Below are 21,675 nucleotides of genomic sequence, written 5' to 3'. Positions count from 1 at the left end.
TTGGAAATAAAAAATATACAAAAATTAGTTCATAATTGGATTATTCATCATGGTATTCGTTATTTTAATGTATTAACTAACACTATTCTTTTGTCAGAAGAAGTAGGGGAAGTTTCTAGAATTATTGCTAGAAATTATGGAGAACAATCGAAACAAAAAAATTTAAAAAAAAATGAAGATCTTGGAGAAGAGTTATCAGATGTTTTGTTTGTTTTAGTTTGTTTAGCAAATCAAACTGGAATTGATTTGGAAAAATCCTTTCATAAAAAATTGAAAAAAAAGGAAATAAGGGATCATGGAAGACACCATGAAAATGAAAAATTAAAATAATATATGTCTTCTTACATTAATATTTATAAAAAACAAAGTTTTTTATCAGGTTCTATATCTATTACGGGATCTAAAAGTATATCTAATCGTCTTTTAATTTTAAAGGCTATTTATAAAGATGATATTCATATTGAAAATATTTCTAATTGTGAAGATACAGAGGTATTAAAAAAAAGTTTAACTAGTACTTCTAGTATATTAGATATTCATCATGCTGGAACTGCTATGCGTTTTTTAACTTCTTATTTATCAATACAAAATGGAAAAGAAATCGTATTAACAGGATCATATAGGATGAAAGAAAGACCCATTTATGTACTTGTAAAAGCTTTAAGAGAGTTAGGTGGAAAAATTTTTTATTTGGAAAAAGAGGGTTATCCACCAATAAAAATTTTTGGCAAAAAAATTTTAGGAGGGAAAATAGATATAGATGCAAAAATTAGCAGTCAGTATATTAGTTCTTTAATGTTAATAGCTAGTCAATTTAAAATGGGACTTAAAATTTATCTTAAAGGGAACATTACATCTATTCCATACATAAAAATGACTTTTGATTTATTAACCTTAGCAGGAATAAAAGCTGATTGGAAAGGAAAAATTATACAAATTTATCCGGTTAAAGATAAGGTTAAAAAATATTTTTTTATAGAATCCGATTGGAGTTCAGCATCTTATTATTATTCTATGTCAGTTATAGCAAAAAAAAGCGACATTACTTTATGTTCATATAACAATAATAGTTTACAAGGAGATAGAGAAATTGCTAGTATCTACGATAGATGTTTTGGAATAACTACCGTTTTTAATAAAAATGTAATAACATTAAAAAAAAAATTAAATTTTATTTTTCCAAAATTTATTGAATTGGATTTAAATAAAACTCCAGATATTGCACAAACTATTGTTGTAACTTGTGCTGCTCTTGGTATAAAATGTAGTTTAAAAGGATTAGAAACGTTAAAAATTAAAGAGACAGATAGATTGCAAGCATTAAAAAAAGAACTATTAAAATTAGGGGTTATAACAAAAATAACGGACTCTTATTTAGAAATAATAGATTTTTATAAAAGTATAAAAACCAATATAAGGATAAAAACGTATCAGGATCATAGAATGGCCATGTCTTTTTCCCCATGGGGATTATGTTCTTCGTTACAAATAGAAGACCCTAATGTTGTAGAAAAATCATATCCTAATTTTTGGAAAGACTTAAAATTTTTAGGGTTTTCAATTGAAAATAAATAATACTTTTTAGATTTTTAGGTAAAAATATTTTTTTTTATAAAATAAAACATTTTTAAGCACAATATATTTCTATTTTTTTTACCATATATCTATCTTTAGTAAAGATATAGTACTTGTATAATTCTGTTTTTTTAAAAAAAAAGACTAATAATAAAAGAGGATAATAAATGTAAATAAAATACTTGTATTAAATATAAAAAAAATATAATTTGTATTTCTAATTATTTGATTGAAGGCCCATTCGTCTATTGGTTAGGACGTCAGGTTTTCATCCTGGAAAGAGGGGTTCGATTCCCCTATGGGCTATTAATTCTATACTATAATCATTATTTTTATGGCTAATCATTTATCTTCTCTAAAAAGAATTAGACAAAACTATACCAGACGGGTACGTAATAAATATGTATGTAAAAGTACAAAAACAGCTATCAAAAAATTATTAAATAATAAAAATAAGGAACAGTATCCTATTGTAATTTCTATGATAGATAAACTAGCAAAAAAAAATATTATACATGTGAATAAAGCTGCTAGATTTAAAAAAAAATTAAGTAAAAAATTATTTTTAAATTAATTTTTTAGTTTATAGATTAATTTTTTTTATCTTTTTTTTACCATAAAAAATCGTTTTATCTATATTTTTTTTAATTATGAAAATAAGTAGATTATCTCCAATAGGAATATTTGATTCTGGTATTGGCGGCCTTATTATCGCTAAAGAAATAAAAATACAGATGCCTAATGAATATTTTATCTATTTTGGAGATACTAAAAATATGCCTTACGGAGAAAAATCTAAAAATTTTATTATAAAAAATTCTATAAAAATAGCTTCTTTTCTTTATAAAAAAAAATGTAAAGCTTTAGTAATTGCATGTAATTCTATATCATCTAATGCTTTAGATGTAATTTATAAAAAATTTCATAAAAAAATATTAATATTTAATGTTATAGATCCTATAGTAAAAAATAAAATTTTGTTTTCTTCCAAAAAAATAGGGATCATCGCTACACCTGCTACCATACGTTCCAATTTTTATATAAAAAAAATAAAAAAATATCATCATCATTTAGATGTAATTCAAATATCTACTCCTTTATTAGCTCCCATTATTGAAAAAGGTTTTGAAATAAAAAAAATAAATTTTTTGATAAAAAATTATTTAAATTATTTTAAATCAATAGATACGCTATTACTGGCTTGTACTCATTATTTATTTTTGAAACAACAAATAGAAAATTTTTATCATGGACAAGTTCATTTAATTGATATACAAAAAATAGTAGTGGAAGAAATAAAAAAAAAATTAAATGAAAAAAAATTATTGTGTCTTCATTCCCCCTATAAAAAGTTCCCTATTTTTTATACATCTAGTTATCTTCCTACTTTTTTTGAAAAAAAAGTTCGAATTATTTTCGGAAAAAAAGCATTGATTAAAACACATGTTTTTAATTTGTTCTAATTTGTGCATCTATTACAGATAAAGTAGCTAAATTCACTATTTCTTCTATATTAGATTGCATTTGCATAACATGTGCTGGTTTTCGCATACCTAACATAACAGGACCAATAGTTTGAACATTTCCTAATCCTCTAATAAATTTATAAGTTAAATTTCCTGATTCTAGATTTGGAAAAATAAAAATATTTGCTCTTTTTTGAACAAGTTTAGAGAAAGGAAATTTATTAGCTAATAAAAATTCATTTAAAGCAAAATCAGGTTGTAATTCTCCATCTACTATTAGATCTGGATATTTTTTATGTAAAAAAGCTACGGTTTTAGATACCTTAGAAGATGTTTTGGAATTTGATGAAAAATTTTGAAAAGATAACATAGCTATATGCGGTTCAATGTCAAATCCTCTCACTACATGAGAAGCCATAAGAGCTATTCTAGCTAATTCTTCACTTGTAGGATCTGGAATTACTGCCGTATCTGCTAAAAATAGAGGGCCTCTTTTAGTTAATAAAATCATCATTCCCGCTATTTTTTTAACAGAATTTTCTTTTCCAATTACTTCTAACATAGGCCGCAAACTTAATGAAAAACTTCGTGAATATCCTGTTATAACTGCATCTGCTTCTCCTTGATCTACCATCATAGCTCCAAAATGATCATTAGTTCGCATACGTATTTTTGAATCATATAATGTCAAGCCTTTTCTATTTCTTCTTTTCCAAAGAATTTTAGCAAAATATTCTACTTTTTTTATATTTTCTTCTTTTTCTGGATCTATAATTTCTAATTCAACGTTTAAATTATTTTCATTAATTAAATGTTTTATTCTATCTTCATTTCCTAAAACAACAGGAACAGAAACAATTCCTTCTTCATGAAGAATTTGAACAGATTTAAGAATTTCGTATTCTTCTCCATTACAAAAAACAACTTTTTTAGGATTTGTACGTGCTCTATTTTGAATCATTCTAAGTATTTTACTTTCATATCCCATTCTATCAAGTAACTTTTCTTTATAAATTTTCCAATCGGAAATAGGATTTTTTGCTACTCCAGAATCCATAGCCGCTTGAGCTACTGCAGGGGATACACGAGTAATCAAACGATTGTCAAAAGGTTTTGGTATAATATATTCTTTTCCAAAAGAAATATTTTTTTTATTATAAACAATATTTACCTGTTCTGGAACAGGTTCTTTTGCTAAAGAGGCTATAGCATATACAGCTGCAAGTTTCATTTGATCATTAATAACATGAGCATGAACATCTAGTGCTCCTCTAAAAATATAAGGGAATCCTAAAACATTATTTACTTGATTTGGATAATCACTCCTTCCAGTAGCCATAATAATATCTGGACGTACTTTTATTGCTAGATTGTAATCTATTTCTGGATCAGGATTAGCCATAGCAAATACAATCGGATCTTTAGACATACTTTTTAACATATCAGCTGTTAATATTCCCCCTATAGATAACCCAATGAATACATCCGCATTTTTAATAGCTTGTTCCAATTTTTTAATTTTATAAGTACTCACAGCAAATTCTTTTTTTTCTTTATTTAAATCTGTTCTGGAAGTATGTAATAAACCCTTACTATCAAACATAAGAATATTTTCAGATTTAACGCCAAGTTTCTTATATGTTCTTGTACAAGAAATTGCAGCAGCACCTGCTCCATTAACAACCATTTTTATTTTATTAATTTTTTTACCAACACAGGTAATAGCATTAAGTAATGCAGCACCAGAAATAATAGCAGTTCCATGTTGATCATCATGCATTACAGGAATATTTAACTCTTTTTTAAGTCTTTTTTCTATTTTAAAAGCTTCTGGGGCTTTGATATCTTCTAGATTTATCCCTCCAAAAGTAGGAGCAATCGCTTTTACTATTTCTATAAACTTTTCTGGATCAGATTCGTCTATTTCTATATCAAAAACATCAATTCCAGAAAATATTTTAAATAAAAGAGCTTTACCTTCCATAACAGGTTTAGAAGCTAATGCCCCAATATCTCCAAGACCTAATACAGCTGATCCATTAGTAATAACTGCAACAAGATTTCCTTTAGATGTATATTTATATACTTCGTTAGAATAACGAGCTATTTCCTTACAAGGTTCTGCAACACCTGGAGAATAAGCAAGAGATAAATCTCTTTGACTACTATATTTTTTTGTAGGGGTTATTTGTATTTTTCCGGAAGGGAATTGACTGTGATAATTTAAAGATTCTTCACGAAAATTACTTATATTTTTTCTCATAATATTAATTTATGAATTCTGAAAACAGAAAAAAAAAATGTTATTTTTCCCAAAAAATATTTTTTTCAAAAAAATATTTTTTATCTGATACCCATCTAATTATAATTTTATAATATCCTTTTTTTAAAAAATTTTTAGAAATAAACAATATTTTATTTGAATATTTCAATATTTTAAAAGATCGTCTTATGTCTAAATCTTTAGAAGAAGATCTAAATAAAATAAAAAATCCATTAATATTATCATTAATAGGAGGAAATATAATTTTTATACCAGAAGATAAAATGGTAACTTTTATTTTTTTAGGTAGTGTTAATACATTTTTTTTCTCATTTATAATATCCTGATATTTCATTTCTTCTTCATAATATCTATCTGATACGAGTTGGCTTTCTGCATGGGGGAAAAAAAAGGCAATATAAAGAATAAAGATTACAAAAATAAATAAAGATAATACAATTCCGGTATCCCAATTGAATTTTATTTTCATAATTCAAATTTTACATGATCCCAACTTTATAAAAAAAATTATATTTTTCTCCATTCTATTATTTTTTTACCTTGAGCCCCTTTATATGTTAAAGGTTTTTTAGAATATTGATTTATAAAATATACATAGCTAGATATTTTTTCAATATCGTTTCCTTTAATTTCTCCTGATTTTCCAAAATCACGCATAGTAGGATTATTATCGCTCCCATTCCATATTATAGAGAATATATTTTTAAATAAATCCTTTTCTTTTATATTTATCCAATAATCATCTGTTAAATTAGGACCTATATTTCCACTTCCATCCGATTGATGACAAGTAGCACAATTTTCCACAAAAAGAGTTTTTCCACTATTAATTAAATTTTTATTAAAGACAGCATTTTCTATAGTTGCTTGTGGAGTATTTTTCTCAAAAATTTCTATTTTTTTCAACTGATTTTTGTAAGCTATATTATATTCTTTATAGGGATTAGAAAAATCCATGAATAAATAAGAAAAAAAATAAATTACGGAAAAAACAATTGTAAGATAAAAAAGATGAACCCACCACATTGGTAATTTATTATCTAATTCTATAATTCCATCAAATCCATGATCTATTTTTTTTACTCCATTATTCATTTTTTTAGGATTATGAAATATAAATCTATAAAACCTATAAAAATAATTTCCTTCGTTTTCTTCAAAAATTTTCCTTTTTTCTTCTTCTGTAAGAAATTGTAATTTTTCTTTAAAAATCAAATTATTAACACATTCCAAAATACACAATAATATCGTAATTATAATAAAAAAAGATACAGTGATAGGATGGGTTAAATAAGATATATAATTATAACTTCTAAAAAATACATAAAACATAAATATTATAACAGATAAAGAAGAAGGAATCATAATAAAAGAAGGAATTTTAGATCTCATTATCTTTTATTTTTTTATTCTTCTAAAGGAATTAAACTTATTTCTTTATAATATTTTTTAGGTTTTGAATACACAAAAAATAAAATTAAAAAGAAAACTAATAAAAATAAAATTAACATAAAAGATTGAAAAAATCCTACATTTTTTTCTTCTGTAAAATATTGTTTAAAAAAACTTATCATTCATATTTAAGATTTAATATCTGTTCCTAAGCGTTGTAAATAAGCAATAAGAGCTATAATTTCTCTTTTTTCTAAAGGAACAAATTTTTTATTTTCTACTTTTTTTTGTTGATCTATTTCTATCTTTAAATTAGGATATTCCTTATAAATATCAAATACAATTTTACTTGCTTGACTATCCATTTCTTTATTTACATTTTTTATATATTCCAAAGTATATGGAACTCCTAATTTTACCATTGCTTTCAATTTTTTTTCTGTATTAGATCTATCTAATTTATTATAAATAAGCCAAGGATATCTTGGCATAATAGATCCAGGTGAAGTAGTACGAGGATTATACATATGATTATAGTGCCAAGAATTAGGATTTTTACCTCCTTCTCTAGCCAAATCTGGTCCTGTTCGTTTAGAACCCCAAAGAAATGGATGATCATAGACAAATTCTCCAGCTTTAGAATATTCTCCATAACGAACAACTTCATCTCTAAACGGACGAATTTGTGCACTATGACATGCGTTACATCCTTCTCTAACAAATAAATCTCTACCTTCTAATTCTAAAGCTTTATAAGGTTTAACACTATGAATAGTAGGAATATTAGATTTAATTACTAAAGTAGGAATTATTTCTATAAAACCTCCAATAGCTACCGCTATAAAAGAAAGAATTGTTAATTGTATTGGTTTTTTTTCTAACCAACTATGAAATTTTTCATTTTTTTCTTTTTCATCCCTATAAAATGGATTACATTTAAATTCTTCATTATTAAATGAATACCCCATTTTTATTGTTTTAATAATATTAAAAATCATTAAAACAAAACCTAAAAAGTAAATTATTCCACCTATAAATCTTATTTTATAAAATGGAATAATAGATAAAACAGAGTCTAAAAAATTTTTATAAGTTAAAGTCCCATCTGGATTAAATTTTTTCCACATTCCAGATTGTAATATAGATCCAAAATACATGGGAAAAATGTATAATACAATCCCTAAAACCCCTAACCAAAAATGTATATTAGCTAATGATATAGAATACAATTTTGTATTCCATATTTTTTGAGTCAACCAATACATAATTCCAAAAGCCATAAAACCATTCCATCCTAAAGTTCCCAAATGAACATGAGCTATTACCCAATCAGTAAAATGACCTATAGAATTAAGAGTTTTAGTAGCTAACATAGGTCCTTCAAAAGTTGCCATACCATAACAAATGATTCCTACTACAAAAAATTTTAAAATAGGATTTGTTTTCATTTGATCCCAAGATCCTCTTAAGGTTAGCAATCCATTCAACATCCCCCCCCAAGAAGGAGCGATCAACATGATAGAAAAAATAGTCCCCAACATTTGAGCCCAATTAGGAAGCGATGTATACATTAAATGATGAGGGCCTGCCCAAATATATATGAAAATTAAGGACCAAAAATGAATAATAGAAAGTTTATAAGAAAAAATAGGTTGATTAGATGCTTTTGGAACAAAATAATACATTAATCCTAATATAGGGGTAGTCAAAATAAAAGCAACAGCATTATGTCCATACCACCATTGCATTAAAGCATCTTGTACACCAGCATATATAGAATAGCTTTTAAAAGATAAAAGAGATATAGGTAATTCAAGATTGTTAAATAAATGTAACATAGCTACAGCAACCCATGTTCCTAATAAAAACCAAATACTGACATACAAATGTTTAATTCTTCTTTTTAAAATACTCCCTATCATATTAATTCCATAAATAATCCAAATAAAAAAAATTCCTATATCTATAGGCCATTCATGTTCCGCATATTCTTTACTTGTATTTATTCCTAACAAAAAAGTAATCCAAGTAGAAAGAATAAATATTTGCCATCCCCAAAAATGAATCCAACTAAGAATATCACTAAAAATTCTCGTTTTTAATAAACGTTGCAAAGCATAGTAATACCCTGTAAAAATTATATTTCCTACAAAAGCAAAAACAGCAGTATTTGTATGTAACATTCTCCATCGTCCAAATCCCATGATTCCTTGAGAATACTGAAGTCTACTTCTAAAAATAAATTCAGGAAGTTCAGGATAAAATAATAATAAGGCAATAAATAATCCAGCTATAAATGCCATAAGTGCCCAAAATATCGTAGCGTATAAAAAAGCTTTTACAATACGATTATTATAATAATATGTTTTTAATTTCATCAGAAAATCATTATTAATTTTTTTCCATATCATCGACTAAAATTCTAATCTTAGGAGATTCATAATCATCAAATTGTCCATTATAAAGACCAATTAAAAAAAATATAAGAAAAATAGCCCCTAAAGAAATACTAGATAATATCATTATAATTAATATATCCATAAATAAAAAATTTATATTAAAATATTAATCTTCGTGAAATTATCCAAGTAGATACAATAGAAAAAAAAATAACAGATAAAGAACTTAAAGGCATTAAAATAGCTGCGATAAAAGGTCTTAAATTTCCTGTAATAGCAAACACAATTCCTACACTATTATAAAATAAACTAATCATAAAATTGATTAACACTAATTTTATAGATATTTTGGATATTTTCAAAAAAAAGAAAATTTTATTCAAACAATTAGATTGCAAAAAAGCATCACAACTTGGGAAAAAACTCGTAGTATATTCAGATACAGCGATTCCTACATCACTTTGATTTAATGCGGCACAATCATTAATTCCATCTCCAAACATCATAATTTTTTCTCCTTTTTTTTGTAGTTCTTTAACATAATTGAGTTTATCTTCTGGACTTTGATTAAAAATAACCTTACTGAATTTTGGTAAAATAGATTTTAAATATTTTTCTTCCAATTTATTATGATCTCCAGAAAGAATAATTATTTTATATTTTTTTAAATCTTTAAATATTTTTTCTATTCCTTCACGATAATAATTTCTAAATAAAAAATATCCTATAAATTTATTATTTATAGAAATAGAAACTTTTGTTTTATTTTTTTCATTTTTTTTTATGGTTTTAATTCCTAAGTATTTTGTAGATCCTATTTTAACTGGCATATTTTGAATCACTCCTTCTACCCCTTCCCCTATTATTTCCTTAAAATTTTCTATAGAATAAAAATTTTTTATAGATAATTCTGATAATATTTTTTGACTTAAAGGATGACTTGAATTTTTTAATAAAGAAGCTATAATTTTTTTTTCCTCATATTCAATATTTCCCACAAAACATATTTTTTCTTTATCTATATCCGTTATGGTACCAGTTTTATCAAAAATTAAAGTTTTTATGGAAGAAATTCTTTCCATTGTGAAAATATCTTTTATATAAAAACCTTTTTTAGAAAAAAATCGTATGATATTTCCAAATATCAATGGAGTAGAAAGAACTAAAGCACAAGGACAAGTAATAATTAAAACTGAAAAAGTGGTCTGAAATATTTTTTGTATATCATTTTTTATAAAATACCAGTACATTCCAGTTATTATAGAAATCATCAAAATTGTAGGAGTAAAATATTTACTGAATCTAGTATAGATTGAATTTAAATAGTTTTTAGAATAATTTTTAGATTTATTTTTATTCCACAATAAACTTAAATAACTATGATCCACACTTTTAATAATTTTTATTAAAATAGCTTGTCCTTTTTGTTTAGACCCAGCATAAATACGTTCTCCTACTTTTTTGTTTATTAAATAGGATTCCCCTGTAATAAAACTATTATCTAGTATAGCATTTCCTTCTATCAAGATAGAATCGGCAGGAATGATTTCCTCATTTCTAATTAAAATCATATCTCCTTTTTTTAAAGAAGAAAGTAAAATATTTTCTTCTTTTTTATTATTGTGTATTTTTTTAATTAAAATTGGATAGAAAGATTTATAATTTTTGTTGAAAGAAAAAATTTTATTATGAGTATGAATTTGCAATATTCTGCTTATCAATAAAAATAAAGAAAAACTAGAAAGACTATCAAAATATCCAGAACCTAAATCAAAAAAAATTTCATAAGAACTCCAAAAAAAAAGAACAAATATCCCAATAGAAATAGGAATATCCATATTGAAAATATATTTTTTTAATCCTAAAACGGCATATTTAACATGATCAACAAAAGAAAATATTACGACTGGTAAAGATAAAATGAACATGAGATAACGAAAAAAATTTCTATGATCTAGATACCATGTATCTTTATAAGCTCCAACATATTCTGGAATAGCTAAAAGCATAATATTTCCAAAACAAAAAAAAGAAATTGCCAATTTCCCTATTAATTTTCTATCAAATGTGTTTTTTTGATTATTTTCTATTGATTCAAAATTTACATCAGGTCTATATCCCATTTTATCAAGCATAATCGCTAAATCACTTAGTTTAAATTCTACATTATTAAATGTTATACTAATTTTTTTATTCGAAAAATCAACAGTAGAATCAAAAATATTTTTATGAATTTTAGATAAATTTTCCAAAATAAAAACACAAGAACTACAATGGATAGAAGGTATTAAAAAACGAACAGTCGTAATATTTTTATGATTAAAATCAATTATTTTTTCTGCAACTTTTTTATCATCAAGGTAATAAAAAATATCATGCTTTCTCATATTGTATTTTTCTTTATTTTATGGGGGGATTCTGTATGTATTTATTATACTCTTCTAAAGACATTAACTTTTTATATTCTTTTATATATAAAATTTCTATTATAATCATCCACCCTTTATTATAAGAATCTTTATTTATTTGTTCTGGTTTGGATAATAATTTTTTATTAATTTCAAGTATACACCCTGAAACAGGCATGAATAAATCGGAAACTGTTTTTACCGCTTCTATTGTTCCAAATATTTCTCCTTTTTTTATTATTTTTCCTATAATAGTATCTTCTATATCTAGATAAATAATATCACCTAACTCCTTTTTAGCAAAATTAGTAATTCCAACATAAGCTTTTTTATTTTGTATTTCATTTTGGATTTTTAATCCAATCCATTCATGATTTTTACTATACCTTAAATGATTAGAGTTCATATATATTTCGTAATAAATTTTTAAATTAAAAATGATGAATTTTTGTTTTAGAATAGGTTAATTTTTTTTTAAAAAAAAGAAAAATTTGATAAATAAAACGTTTTTTTTTATCAAAAAAAGAATCTTTCTTTTTATATTGCATAATATAGGTTAAATATAATTTTATTCGTTCTTCTATTCCACAAGAAATTTCTTCATCAAATTTCCATAAAAAATGTTTTTCGATCTTATTTATCAACAAATCTGCATAATTAAAGGATGTAGCATATCCTGCTTTCTGTAACTCTGTAGCCCAAGATTGATAATCATTTTTTTTTAATAAAAATAATCTATAATAACGTGGTTGTTGTAAAAATTTAGAATGATCATGAAAAGATTCTTGTACAGTATTATATTTTCGAAAACATTCTTGTGGTAGATCATCATCATGGTAATAAATATCTCCTATCCAATTTTTCCCACATTTAATTCCAAAATGATTATTCGTAGCTTTGGATAAAGAACTGTTTCCACTAGAAGATTCTAAAATTCCTTGTCCTAATTTAATACTAGCTGGTATTCCAAATTTTTCCATTTCTTCAATAGCAAAAACAGCATATTTCTTAATATATTCTATTACATTTTCTTTTTCTATTTTATTTTCCTTATTTTTTATATCTTCTGAATAAGAAAAAAATAGAATAATAAAAAAGAATAATATAAAATAAAAAAAATTTTTCATTTGTATGAATTATATGTTTATTTTTTTTTTAAGTAAAAAGATTCCATAAAAATCCAATTTTAATAAATAATTCTTTATTATTTTTTGAAATATAATTTAATCCTATATTTTGAATGCTTAAATAGAATACAGTTTTATATATTTTTAAATTTAAGAAATAATCTATAAAAGGATTTCCTCCAATTTTATTTGGGAAACATTCTTTTTCAGAAGAAAAAGAATGTAAATCAAATGGATAATTAATTTTTTTATAATAAAAATTGCTAAAATAATGAATAGAAAAACCTGTTTGCATAGATAAAGCTTTATTAAAATAATTATCCTTATAAGAGATTGTATTTCTTGATAAAAAATTTGGAATAGGAAAAATAAACGGATCAGAATTATTTTTTTGATATAAAAAAGTATTGTGTAATTGAAATTTCCATATATCATGTATTGTTGTCAATTTTAAACTGTATAGTTTAAGGGATTTACGATATAAAAATTTTTCCATTTCTTCTGTTTTATTTTGAAATACATGATCTAGTCTAGATATAAAAAAAGAAATATGATAATTTTTATCGTAAAATAAAGAAAAATCTATTGTTTGTTCTTTATTAAAAAGAAGCATATTTTTTCGTTGATTGTTATAACAATCTTTATTTTTTAATAAAAGATAAATAGGAATAAAATCACTATTAATAGTATTTTTATAAATTTTTAATTGAGTTAAAAAATTTATTTTAGATAAAAAGAATGTGTTTAAAATAATCTTTCCTTGTAAAGAAGTAGGTTTTTTAAAATTATCCATCATCCATTTAACGTTTGAATGAAATTTAAAAATGTTATTAATAGGATAATTTATTTTTGTTTCTATAGAGAAGTTTTTTATATACTTATTTTTAGGAATTATTTTTGTATTATATTCATTAATAGAAAATAATTCATAATAGATTTTATCTAAAATAGATCCTATTTCTAAATTAAATTTTTTTTGATTAAAAATTAAAAATAAACCATTTTTCAAATGAAAATGATTTATTTTATTTTTTTTATAATATATTAAATGATCTTTGGAATATTTTTCATATTCTATGTAGGTTTTTAAAAAAAACGATTTATTCCTATTTTCTTTAATTTTTTGAATAAAATTTATATAAAATCTATTATAAATAAATTTTTTTTTATCAAAAAAAATATTTTTCCTAATGTTCCATTTTTTTATGATTTCTTCTTTAAGATCGAATTTTTGTAAAATATAATGTCCCCATAATTTATATGAATAATTATCTTTATCTTGATAACTAAAAGTAGTTAAAAAAATTTTTTGATTTTTTTCAAAATTAGGTTCATTTTTATGATTAAGATTTCTATATTCTATAGAATAATTGGTATTTTCATTTGGACTTTGAGAAAAAAAAAATCCTGATATTTTTTCTTTAAAAGAATTTTTGGAATAAAAAATTTCTGAAGTAGGAGTTTTAACATCAAAATATTGTATTTTTTCACAAGAAAAGAAAGGATCTTTAAAAAGAAACATTTTTTTAGAAAAAAGAGATATTTTTTCCGTATTTATAGGAATAAATAAATTTTGCCCATTACTATAAAATGAACCAAAATCGTCATGTTTAAAAAAATTATGAGAATAATATTTTTTTATAGAAAACGATTTTGTATCTAAAAAAGTTTTTTTAAAGTTTTTTTTTTCTGTCCAAAATTTGTAATCCTGATCAATAGGATGGTATTCTTCTATAGAATTTTTTTTTGATATATCTATAATTTCTTTTTTATTATAAGGGAATATATAAAGTAAAAAAACAAGAATGAATATTTTCATATATATATATAATTGAATTATAAATTGCACTATAGATATGAAAATTTATTTATATTTGTATAAGGTAAGTGTCATTTCTATAAGTAAATGGTATTCTTTTAAATTAAGGTAGATGTTGTACCAGCAATATTTATGAGGCTTGTCTTTATGATGTCCTTTTTTTTATCATATAAAAATACCATAAGCCATGTTTAAATTTAGTTTTAGAACTATTCAGAAAAAAATTTTGGCTGATAGTACTACACCAATAGAATTATATTTAAAATTAAGAGATATATTTCCAAATATATTATTATTAGAATTTTCTGATTCTCAAATTTCAAAAAATCATTTTTCTATTCTTTGTATTAATCCAATTTCAGAACTTATTCTAAGTAAAAATGTATTAAAAATATCATATCCAAATTGTGTTCATAAACACATATTTATAAATGATAGATTAGATCTTCAGATTTTAATTGAGGATTTTTTTACAAAATTTAAAAATGAAAATACTTCTATTTTCTATTCTGGTTTATATGGATATATATCTTATGATAGTATTCAATATTTTGAAAATATTAAATTTAACGTTCCAATTAAAAAAATATATAATATTCCAAAAATACGACTTGGTTTTTATCAAAATTTAATTGTATTTCATCATTTTTATAATAAAATGTATTTAATTGAACATCAATTTAATAATATTCAAAAAAAAACTAATATAGATGATTTAATAGAATTAATAAAAAAGAAAAATTTTCCTTCTTTTCCATTTCAATCTATAGGAAATCGTACTTCAAATGTTACGGACATAGAATATAAAAAAATGGTATCTAAAGGAATAAAAGCTTGTTTACGTGGAGATGTTTTACAAATAGTATTATCTAGACAATATCAACAAAAATTTAAAGGAGATGAATTTAATGTATATCGTGCTTTACGATTTATCAATCCTTCTCCATATCTTTTTTATTTTGACTATGGAAATTATAAATTGTTTGGTTCTTCTCCAGAATCTCAGTTAATCATTAATAAACAAAAAGCCTATATAAATCCAATAGCAGGAACAATACGAAGATCAGGAAATGAAGATAAGGATAAAAAATTATCTGAAAATCTAGCAAAAAATCCAAAAGAAAATGCAGAACATGTTATGTTAGTAGATTTAGCAAGAAATGATTTAAGTAAAAACTCTTCTAATGTAAAGGTTGAAGGATTTAAAGAAATACAAGTTTTTTCTCATGTGTTACATATGGTATCTAAAGTATCTGGAAAATTAGAAAATAATATATCCATTATAAAAGTATTTGGAGATACTTTTCCAGCAGGGACTCTTTCTGGAGCTCCTAAATATAAAGCCATGGAGTTGATAGATAAAATAGAAAATCAACATAGAGGAGTATATGGAGGAGCTATTGGTTTTTTTGGATTAAAAAATTCTTATATCAATACTGCTATAATTATTCGTTCTTTTATAAGTAAAAACAATACTCTTTTTTTTCAAGCTGGTGCAGGTATTGTCTCTAATTCAAAGGAAGAAAAAGAGTTAGAAGAAGTAAATAATAAGTTGATGGCCTTATTAAAATCTATCGAATTAGCTAAAAATATATGAAGTTTTATGAATAAAATACTAATTTTGGATAATTACGATTCTTTTACTTATAATCTTGTTCACGCTGTAAAAAAATTAACAAAAAATCCTGTACAAGTATCTAGAAATAATGAAATTAAATTGTCTGATATTGAAAAGTACAAAAAAATTATTCTTTCTCCAGGTCCTGGAATTCCTGATGAAGCACATATTTTAAAACCTTTAATAAAAACTTTTGCCTCTACTAAAAGTATTTTGGGAGTTTGTTTAGGACAACAAGCTATAGGAGAAGTATTTGGAGCTACTCTTCTTAATACAAAAGAAGTTTATCATGGAATAGCTAGTTTTATTAAAATCGTAGATTCAAAAGAAATTATTTTTCAAAAATTACCTAGAGAGATAAAAGTTGGACGTTATCACTCTTGGATCATTTCTCCACATAATTTTCCTGAAGTACTTCAGATTACAGCAATTGGAGATAAAGGAGAAATTATGGCTTTACGACATAAATCTTATGATGTACGTGGTGTACAATTCCATCCAGAATCCATTTTAACTCCATATGGGGAAAAAATAATAAATAATTGGCTGAAAATGGAATAATAAGTATGAAAAAAATATTAGAATATCTTTTTTTAGAAAAAACTCTAACAAAACAGGAAGCTAAAAATCTTATAATAGAATTATCAAAAGAAAAAATTAATCAAGATAAAGCTATTGCAATAGCCACTATATATAATATGAGAACTCCGACTTTAGAAGAAATAGGAGGTTTTAAACAAGCAATGATGGAATTATGTATAAAAATAAATCTAACAGAGTTCAATGCTATTGATATAGTAGGAACAGGTGGAGATGGGAAAAATACTTTTAATATCTCTACTTTAGCATGTTTTATAGTAGCAGGGGCAGGAGTAAAAGTAATAAAGCATGGTAGTTTTAGTTCATCTTCTATCACAGGATCTTCCAATATATTAAAAGGATTAGGATATCATTTTACAAATAATGAAGAAAATTTAAAAAATCAATTAGATAAAGTAGGTATTTGTTATTTACATGCACCTATATTTCATCCATTGTTACATACCATGTCTAAAACAAGAAAAAAATTAGGAGTACGAACCATTTTTAATACACTTGGTCCATTACTAAATCCAGGATCTCCAAGAAATCAATTATTAGGAGTAAATAATTTAGAATTAGCAAGAATATATTATTACATGTATCAAAATACAAAAAAAAATTATGCGATAATACATAGTTTAGATGGATATGATGAAATAACATTAACTAGTGATATAAAATGTTATACCCCAAAAGGAGAACAACTTTATTCTATAGAAGAATTAGAAATAGGAGAAAACAATATTAAAGTAAATCCTTATGAATTAGAAGGAGGAAAAAATACAGAAGAAAATATTCGTATATTTATTAATGTTTTATCCGGAGAAGGGACTATTGCTCAAAATAAAGTTGTTTTAACAAACGCGACATTTGCATTAAGTCTATTAAACAAAGATAGTTATGAAAATAATTATGAAAAAGCAAAACGTTCTTTAAAAAGTGGAAAAGCTAAGAATATTCTTAAAAAATTATTAAAATTATGAATATTCTTGATAAAATTATATCTGTAAAACAAAAAGAAATATCCAATAAAAAAATTTTTTATCCCATAAAAAAATTAGAAAATAGTCTTTTTTTCAATAGAAAAACTTTTTCTTTAGTTGAAAATATAAAAAAAAGTGATATTGGTATTATTGCGGAATTTAAATCAAAATCTCCATCTAAAGGAATTATTAATAACAGCGTTTCAGTAGAAAAAGTAGTTAAAGATTATCAACAGGCAGGAGTAAGTGGGATATCAATTCTTACAGATAAGAATTTTTTTTCTGGAAAAAATGAAAATTTAAAAAAATCGCGTTCTATAGTTTCTCTTCCTATCTTAAGAAAAGATTTTATCATTAATGAATATCAAATTATAGAATCTAAATCTATAGGAGCAGATGTTATTTTGTTGATTGCGGCAATTCTTTCTAAAAATCAAATAAAAAATTTTTCAAAAATTGCTAAAAATTTGAATTTAGAAGTTATTCTTGAAATTCATAATGAATTTGAAATAGATAAAATAACAGAAAATTTAGATATAATAGGAATTAATAATAGAAATTTACGGACCTTTATAGTAAATCATAATAATTGTTTGAAATTATTTTCAAAAATTCCTGATAATTATATAAAAATTGCAGAAAGTGGAATAAGCAATGTTAATCACATTTTTAAATTAAAAAAATGGGGATTTAGAGGTTTTTTAATTGGAGAATATTTTATGAAAAATAAAAATCCTGGTAAAATCTGTAAAAATTTTATAGAATCTTTGTTAAAATTAATCAATTCATCCAAATGAAAAACCAATCATTAAAAATAAAAATATGCGGAATAAAATTTAGTATACAAAATATTTCCGATTTATTACCTGATTTTATGGGTTTTATATTTTATTCTCCTTCTCCTAGATTCGTAGGTTTCGATTTTATTGCTCCAACAATAACAAAAAAAATATTTAAAACTGGAGTTTTCGTAAATGAATCAGAAAAAAATATATTGAAAATAAATAATAAAAATAAATTGGATTTTATTCAATTACATGGAACAGAAAGTCCTTTTTTTTGTGAAAAATTATTTAAAAAAGGATTAAAATTAATTAAAAGTTTTAGTATAGATGATTTTTTCTCTTTTCATAAAGTTGTAGATTATATTCCTTATTGTACTTATTTTTTATTTGATAATAAAACAATTACCTATGGAGGTAGTGGTAAAAAATTTAGATGGGAAAAACTTTATGAGTATAATTTTAAAATTCCATTTTTTTTAAGTGGAGGAATTGGAATAAAAGATTTTAATAAAATAAAAAATTTTTCCCATACAAAAATGTATGGAATAGATGTGAATAGTCAATTTGAGATTAGTCCAGGAGAAAAAAATAGTGTATTGTTAAATACTTTTATAAAAAGAATAAGAAAATTATGAAATTTTTTGCTGACGAAAATGGATATTATGGAGAATTTGGAGGAGCTTTTATTCCTGAGATGTTACATAGTAACATAACAGAATTACAATGCAAATATAAAGAATTTATTACAAGTTTTGAATTTAAAAAATTGTACAAAAAAATATTAAAAAATTATGTAGGTAGACCTACTCCTTTATTTTTTTGTAAAAAATATTCAGATAAATATAAAGCTAAAATATATCTTAAAAGAGAAGATTTAAATTATACAGGATCGCATAAAATTAATAATACCATCGGTCAAGCTTTATTAGCAAAAAAACTAGGAAAAAAAAATATTATTGCTGAAACAGGTGCTGGACAACATGGAGTAGCAACTGCTACTACTTGTGCGTTAATGGATTTAGAATGTATTATTTTTATGGGAGAAATAGATATCCATCGTCAATATTCCAATGTTCTTAGAATGAAATCTCTTGGAGCCAAAATTATTCCGGTTACTAGTGGAAATAAAACGCTTAAAGATGCAGTTAATGAAGCTATTCGTTATTGGATTGGACATCCAAAAAGTTATTATTTAATAGGTTCTACTGTTGGACCACATCCTTATCCTCAAATGGTAGCAGATATTCAATCTGTTATTAGTGAAGAAATTAAAATACAATTAAAAGAAAAAGAAGAATCTACTTTTCCTAATTATGTCATTGCTTGTATAGGAGGAGGTAGTAACGCAGCAGGATCTTTTTATCATTTTTTAGATGATTCCTCTGTAAATCTCATAGCCGTAGAAGCAGCAGGATTAGGTGTAAAAACAAAAAAAACAGCTGCATCTATTCACTGCGGTTCTAAAGGAATATTACATGGGAGCATGACAATGCTTTTACAGAATAAAGATGGTCAAGTTATTCCTGCACATTCTATATCTCCTGGATTAGATTATCCAGGAATAGGTCCTATGTTTTCTAATCTTTTTGTAAAAAAACGTGTAGTTTTTTTACATTCTACAGATGAAGAAGCTTTGAAAGCAGGATATGAATTGATAAGATTAGAAGGGATCATTCCTGCTTTAGAAAGTGCTCATGCATTAGCTTCATTAAAAAATATTCCTTTTAAAAAAAAAGATATAGTTATTGTTACTTTATCCGGAAGAGGAGATAAAGATATTAATATCTATGATAAATTTTTTACTAAATATTTAAATGATGAACCAAATACATAATTTTTTCAAAAAAAAAAATAAAAATATATTATGCATTTATTTCACAGCTGGATTTCCTAATATCAATAGCACAGTGAAAATAATACAAACTTTGCAGGATCTTCCTGTGGATTTAATAGAGATTGGGATCCCATATTCTGATCCTTTAGCTGATGGGATGATGATTCAAAATAGTAATAAAATTTCATTAAATAATGGGATGAATATTTCTTTATTATTTTATCAAATAGAGAAATTAAAAAAAGAAATAAAAATTCCTATTATTCTTATGGGATATTATAATCAATTTTATCAATTTGGAGAAGAAAAATTTTTAAAAGAATGCAAAAAATCAGGCATTTCTGGATTAATTTTTCCAGATCTTCCTTTTGATATTTTTTTAAAAAAATATCAAAAATTGTTTAAAAAATATTTATTATCTATGATATTTTTGATTACTCCACAAACAAGTTCATCTAGAATTTACATTTTAAGTAAAATTTCTGATGGTTTTTTATATTTAGTTTCTTCTAATTCTATAACAGGAGAAGTTAATACCTTTGGAAAAGAACAAATATCTTTTTTTGAACGTATACAAAAATTATCAATAAATATTCCAAAATTAATTGGATTCGGAATAAAAAATAAAAAAACTTTTGATTTATCATGTAAATATGCTAATGGAGGAATTATAGGAAGTGCTTTTATTCAATCATTGAATGAGAAAAAATTGGAAGAAAGTATAAAAAAATATATAAAATCTATTTTATAATTTTATTCTATCACCAAAAATAGAAGTTCCTAATCTAATAATTGTACTTCCATATTTTATTGCTATGTGATAATCTCTACTCATTCCCATAGAAAGTATATAATGTCCATATTTATTTTTTAATTTTCTATATAATTTGCACAAATACACAAATTCATTGTTTATTTCTGTTTCTTCTTGAAAAGAAGCCATTCCCATTATTCCTATTATTTTTACATTTTTCATAATTTTATAATTTTCACTTTCCAATATTTTATAGGATTCTTGAGATGTAATTCCTGATTTACTTTCTTCATTCCCAATTTTTATTTGTAAAAGACAGTGAACAATTCTATTGTATTTTAATGCTATTTTATTTATTATTTCAATTTGTTTCATATTTTGAACACTATGAATCAAATGAATAAAAGGTATGATATATTTTAATTTATTACTTTGAATTCTTCCAATCATATGCCAACGAATATCTTTTGGTAACTTTTTATATTTTTCTATCATTTCTTGAACATAATTTTCTCCAAAATCTCTATGTCCTATTTTATATAACCTCTCTATGTAAGAAATATCTTGACTTTTAGAAACTGCTAAAATTTCTATATTTTTTGGAATTAATTTTTTTATGGAAAAAAATTTATTTTCGATATAATTCATT

General features: G+C 23.8%; 22 protein-coding genes and 1 tRNA gene. 12 read left to right on the top strand and 11 right to left on the bottom strand.

Annotated elements, in window-relative coordinates; genetic code table 11:
- The 5 genes from H0H59_RS01170 to murI all read left to right on the top strand — a co-directional run bounded on the left by H0H59_RS01170 (position 1) and on the right by murI (position 3,038).
- On the top strand, positions 1–330 hold the full coding sequence (locus H0H59_RS01170; protein WP_185862338.1) for a nucleotide pyrophosphohydrolase: 330 nt from the start codon (positions 1–3) through the stop codon (positions 328–330).
- Positions 331–333: 3 nt separating this feature from the next.
- Complete coding sequence (locus H0H59_RS01165) at positions 334–1,575, top strand: 3-phosphoshikimate 1-carboxyvinyltransferase (RefSeq protein WP_185862337.1); 1,242 nt, start codon at positions 334–336, stop codon at positions 1,573–1,575.
- Between the two features lie 234 nt (positions 1,576–1,809).
- Positions 1,810–1,881: transfer RNA gene (locus H0H59_RS01160), tRNA-Glu, on the top strand.
- Between the two features lie 28 nt (positions 1,882–1,909).
- On the top strand, positions 1,910–2,149 hold the full coding sequence (gene rpsT, locus H0H59_RS01155) for a 30S ribosomal protein S20 (protein WP_185862336.1): 240 nt from the start codon (positions 1,910–1,912) through the stop codon (positions 2,147–2,149).
- A gap of 76 nt (positions 2,150–2,225) precedes the next feature.
- Positions 2,226–3,038 carry a glutamate racemase gene (gene murI, locus H0H59_RS01150; protein WP_185862335.1) on the top strand — a complete coding sequence of 271 codons (813 nt, stop codon included), beginning with the start codon at positions 2,226–2,228 and terminating at the stop codon, positions 3,036–3,038.
- Here the strand turns inward: murI and H0H59_RS01145 are convergent.
- Genes H0H59_RS01145 through H0H59_RS01100 form a run of 10 tightly spaced genes read right to left on the bottom strand, consistent with a single transcriptional unit; the run spans position 3,025 to position 14,470 of the window.
- Positions 3,025–5,304 (bottom strand): NADP-dependent malic enzyme, encoded by a 2,280-nt coding sequence (locus H0H59_RS01145; protein ID WP_185862334.1) that lies wholly within the window; start codon positions 5,302–5,304, stop codon positions 3,025–3,027. The two genes, murI and H0H59_RS01145, sit on opposite strands and share 14 nt — an antisense overlap.
- A 40-nt stretch (positions 5,305–5,344) precedes the next feature.
- Entirely contained in the window at positions 5,345–5,794 is a 450-nt protein-coding gene (locus tag H0H59_RS01140) for a FixH family protein (protein ID WP_185862333.1), read from the bottom strand.
- 38 nt (positions 5,795–5,832) lie between these two features.
- Positions 5,833–6,717, bottom strand: a complete 885-nt coding sequence (locus H0H59_RS01135; protein ID WP_185862332.1) for a cbb3-type cytochrome c oxidase N-terminal domain-containing protein — start codon at positions 6,715–6,717, stop codon at positions 5,833–5,835.
- Between the two features lie 14 nt (positions 6,718–6,731).
- Positions 6,732–6,899 (bottom strand): CcoQ/FixQ family Cbb3-type cytochrome c oxidase assembly chaperone, encoded by a 168-nt coding sequence (locus tag H0H59_RS01130; RefSeq protein ID WP_185862331.1) that lies wholly within the window; start codon positions 6,897–6,899, stop codon positions 6,732–6,734.
- A gap of 6 nt (positions 6,900–6,905) precedes the next feature.
- Complete coding sequence (gene ccoO, locus H0H59_RS01125; RefSeq protein ID WP_185862330.1) at positions 6,906–9,095, bottom strand: cytochrome-c oxidase, cbb3-type subunit II; 2,190 nt, start codon at positions 9,093–9,095, stop codon at positions 6,906–6,908.
- A 13-nt stretch (positions 9,096–9,108) separates the two neighbouring features.
- Positions 9,109–9,258 (bottom strand): cbb3-type cytochrome oxidase assembly protein CcoS, encoded by a 150-nt coding sequence (gene ccoS / locus H0H59_RS01120; RefSeq protein WP_185862329.1) that lies wholly within the window; start codon positions 9,256–9,258, stop codon positions 9,109–9,111.
- A 16-nt stretch (positions 9,259–9,274) separates the two neighbouring features.
- Entirely contained in the window at positions 9,275–11,503 is a 2,229-nt protein-coding gene (locus H0H59_RS01115) for a heavy metal translocating P-type ATPase (RefSeq protein ID WP_185862328.1), read from the bottom strand.
- Positions 11,504–11,516: 13 nt separating this feature from the next.
- Complete coding sequence (gene gcvH / locus H0H59_RS01110; protein ID WP_185862327.1) at positions 11,517–11,930, bottom strand: glycine cleavage system protein GcvH; 414 nt, start codon at positions 11,928–11,930, stop codon at positions 11,517–11,519.
- 25 nt (positions 11,931–11,955) lie between these two features.
- Positions 11,956–12,651 carry a glycoside hydrolase family 73 protein gene (locus H0H59_RS01105; protein WP_185862326.1) on the bottom strand — a complete coding sequence of 232 codons (696 nt, stop codon included), beginning with the start codon at positions 12,649–12,651 and terminating at the stop codon, positions 11,956–11,958.
- Between the two features lie 28 nt (positions 12,652–12,679).
- Positions 12,680–14,470: a putative porin gene (locus tag H0H59_RS01100; RefSeq protein WP_185862325.1), complete on the bottom strand. Its 1,791-nt coding sequence runs from the start codon at positions 14,468–14,470 to the stop codon at positions 12,680–12,682.
- 187 nt (positions 14,471–14,657) lie between these two features.
- Here H0H59_RS01100 and H0H59_RS01095 point away from each other — a divergent pair, with 187 nt between their 5' ends.
- The 7 genes from H0H59_RS01095 to trpA are packed head-to-tail and all read left to right on the top strand — an operon-like array spanning position 14,658 to position 21,023.
- Entirely contained in the window at positions 14,658–16,067 is a 1,410-nt protein-coding gene (locus tag H0H59_RS01095; protein ID WP_185862324.1) for an anthranilate synthase component I family protein, read from the top strand.
- A 6-nt stretch (positions 16,068–16,073) separates the two neighbouring features.
- Entirely contained in the window at positions 16,074–16,649 is a 576-nt protein-coding gene (locus H0H59_RS01090) for an anthranilate synthase component II (RefSeq protein ID WP_185862323.1), read from the top strand.
- Positions 16,650–16,654: 5 nt separating this feature from the next.
- Positions 16,655–17,653 (top strand): anthranilate phosphoribosyltransferase, encoded by a 999-nt coding sequence (gene trpD, locus H0H59_RS01085; protein WP_185862322.1) that lies wholly within the window; start codon positions 16,655–16,657, stop codon positions 17,651–17,653.
- Positions 17,650–18,450, top strand: coding sequence for an indole-3-glycerol phosphate synthase TrpC (gene trpC, locus H0H59_RS01080; protein WP_185862321.1), 801 nt, complete (start codon positions 17,650–17,652; stop codon positions 18,448–18,450). Before trpD ends, trpC begins: the two co-directional genes overlap by 4 nt.
- Positions 18,447–19,073 carry a phosphoribosylanthranilate isomerase gene (gene trpF / locus H0H59_RS01075; protein ID WP_185862320.1) on the top strand — a complete coding sequence of 209 codons (627 nt, stop codon included), beginning with the start codon at positions 18,447–18,449 and terminating at the stop codon, positions 19,071–19,073. Before trpC ends, trpF begins: the two co-directional genes overlap by 4 nt.
- Positions 19,070–20,272: a tryptophan synthase subunit beta gene (trpB, locus tag H0H59_RS01070; RefSeq protein ID WP_185862319.1), complete on the top strand. Its 1,203-nt coding sequence runs from the start codon at positions 19,070–19,072 to the stop codon at positions 20,270–20,272. The genes trpF and trpB overlap by 4 nt, the downstream gene beginning before the upstream one ends.
- Entirely contained in the window at positions 20,256–21,023 is a 768-nt protein-coding gene (trpA, locus tag H0H59_RS01065; protein ID WP_185862318.1) for a tryptophan synthase subunit alpha, read from the top strand. Before trpB ends, trpA begins: the two co-directional genes overlap by 17 nt.
- Here the strand turns inward: trpA and H0H59_RS01060 are convergent.
- Positions 21,018–21,674, bottom strand: coding sequence for a YggS family pyridoxal phosphate-dependent enzyme (locus H0H59_RS01060; RefSeq protein ID WP_185862317.1), 657 nt, complete (start codon positions 21,672–21,674; stop codon positions 21,018–21,020). The two genes, trpA and H0H59_RS01060, sit on opposite strands and share 6 nt — an antisense overlap.
- Position 21,675 lies beyond the last annotated feature (1 nt).

The sequence above is a fragment of the Blattabacterium cuenoti genome (assembly GCF_014251715.1).
GTDB lineage: Bacteria > Bacteroidota > Bacteroidia > Flavobacteriales > Blattabacteriaceae > Blattabacterium > Blattabacterium cuenoti_M.
This window is presented reverse-complemented; position numbering and strand designations above follow the sequence as displayed.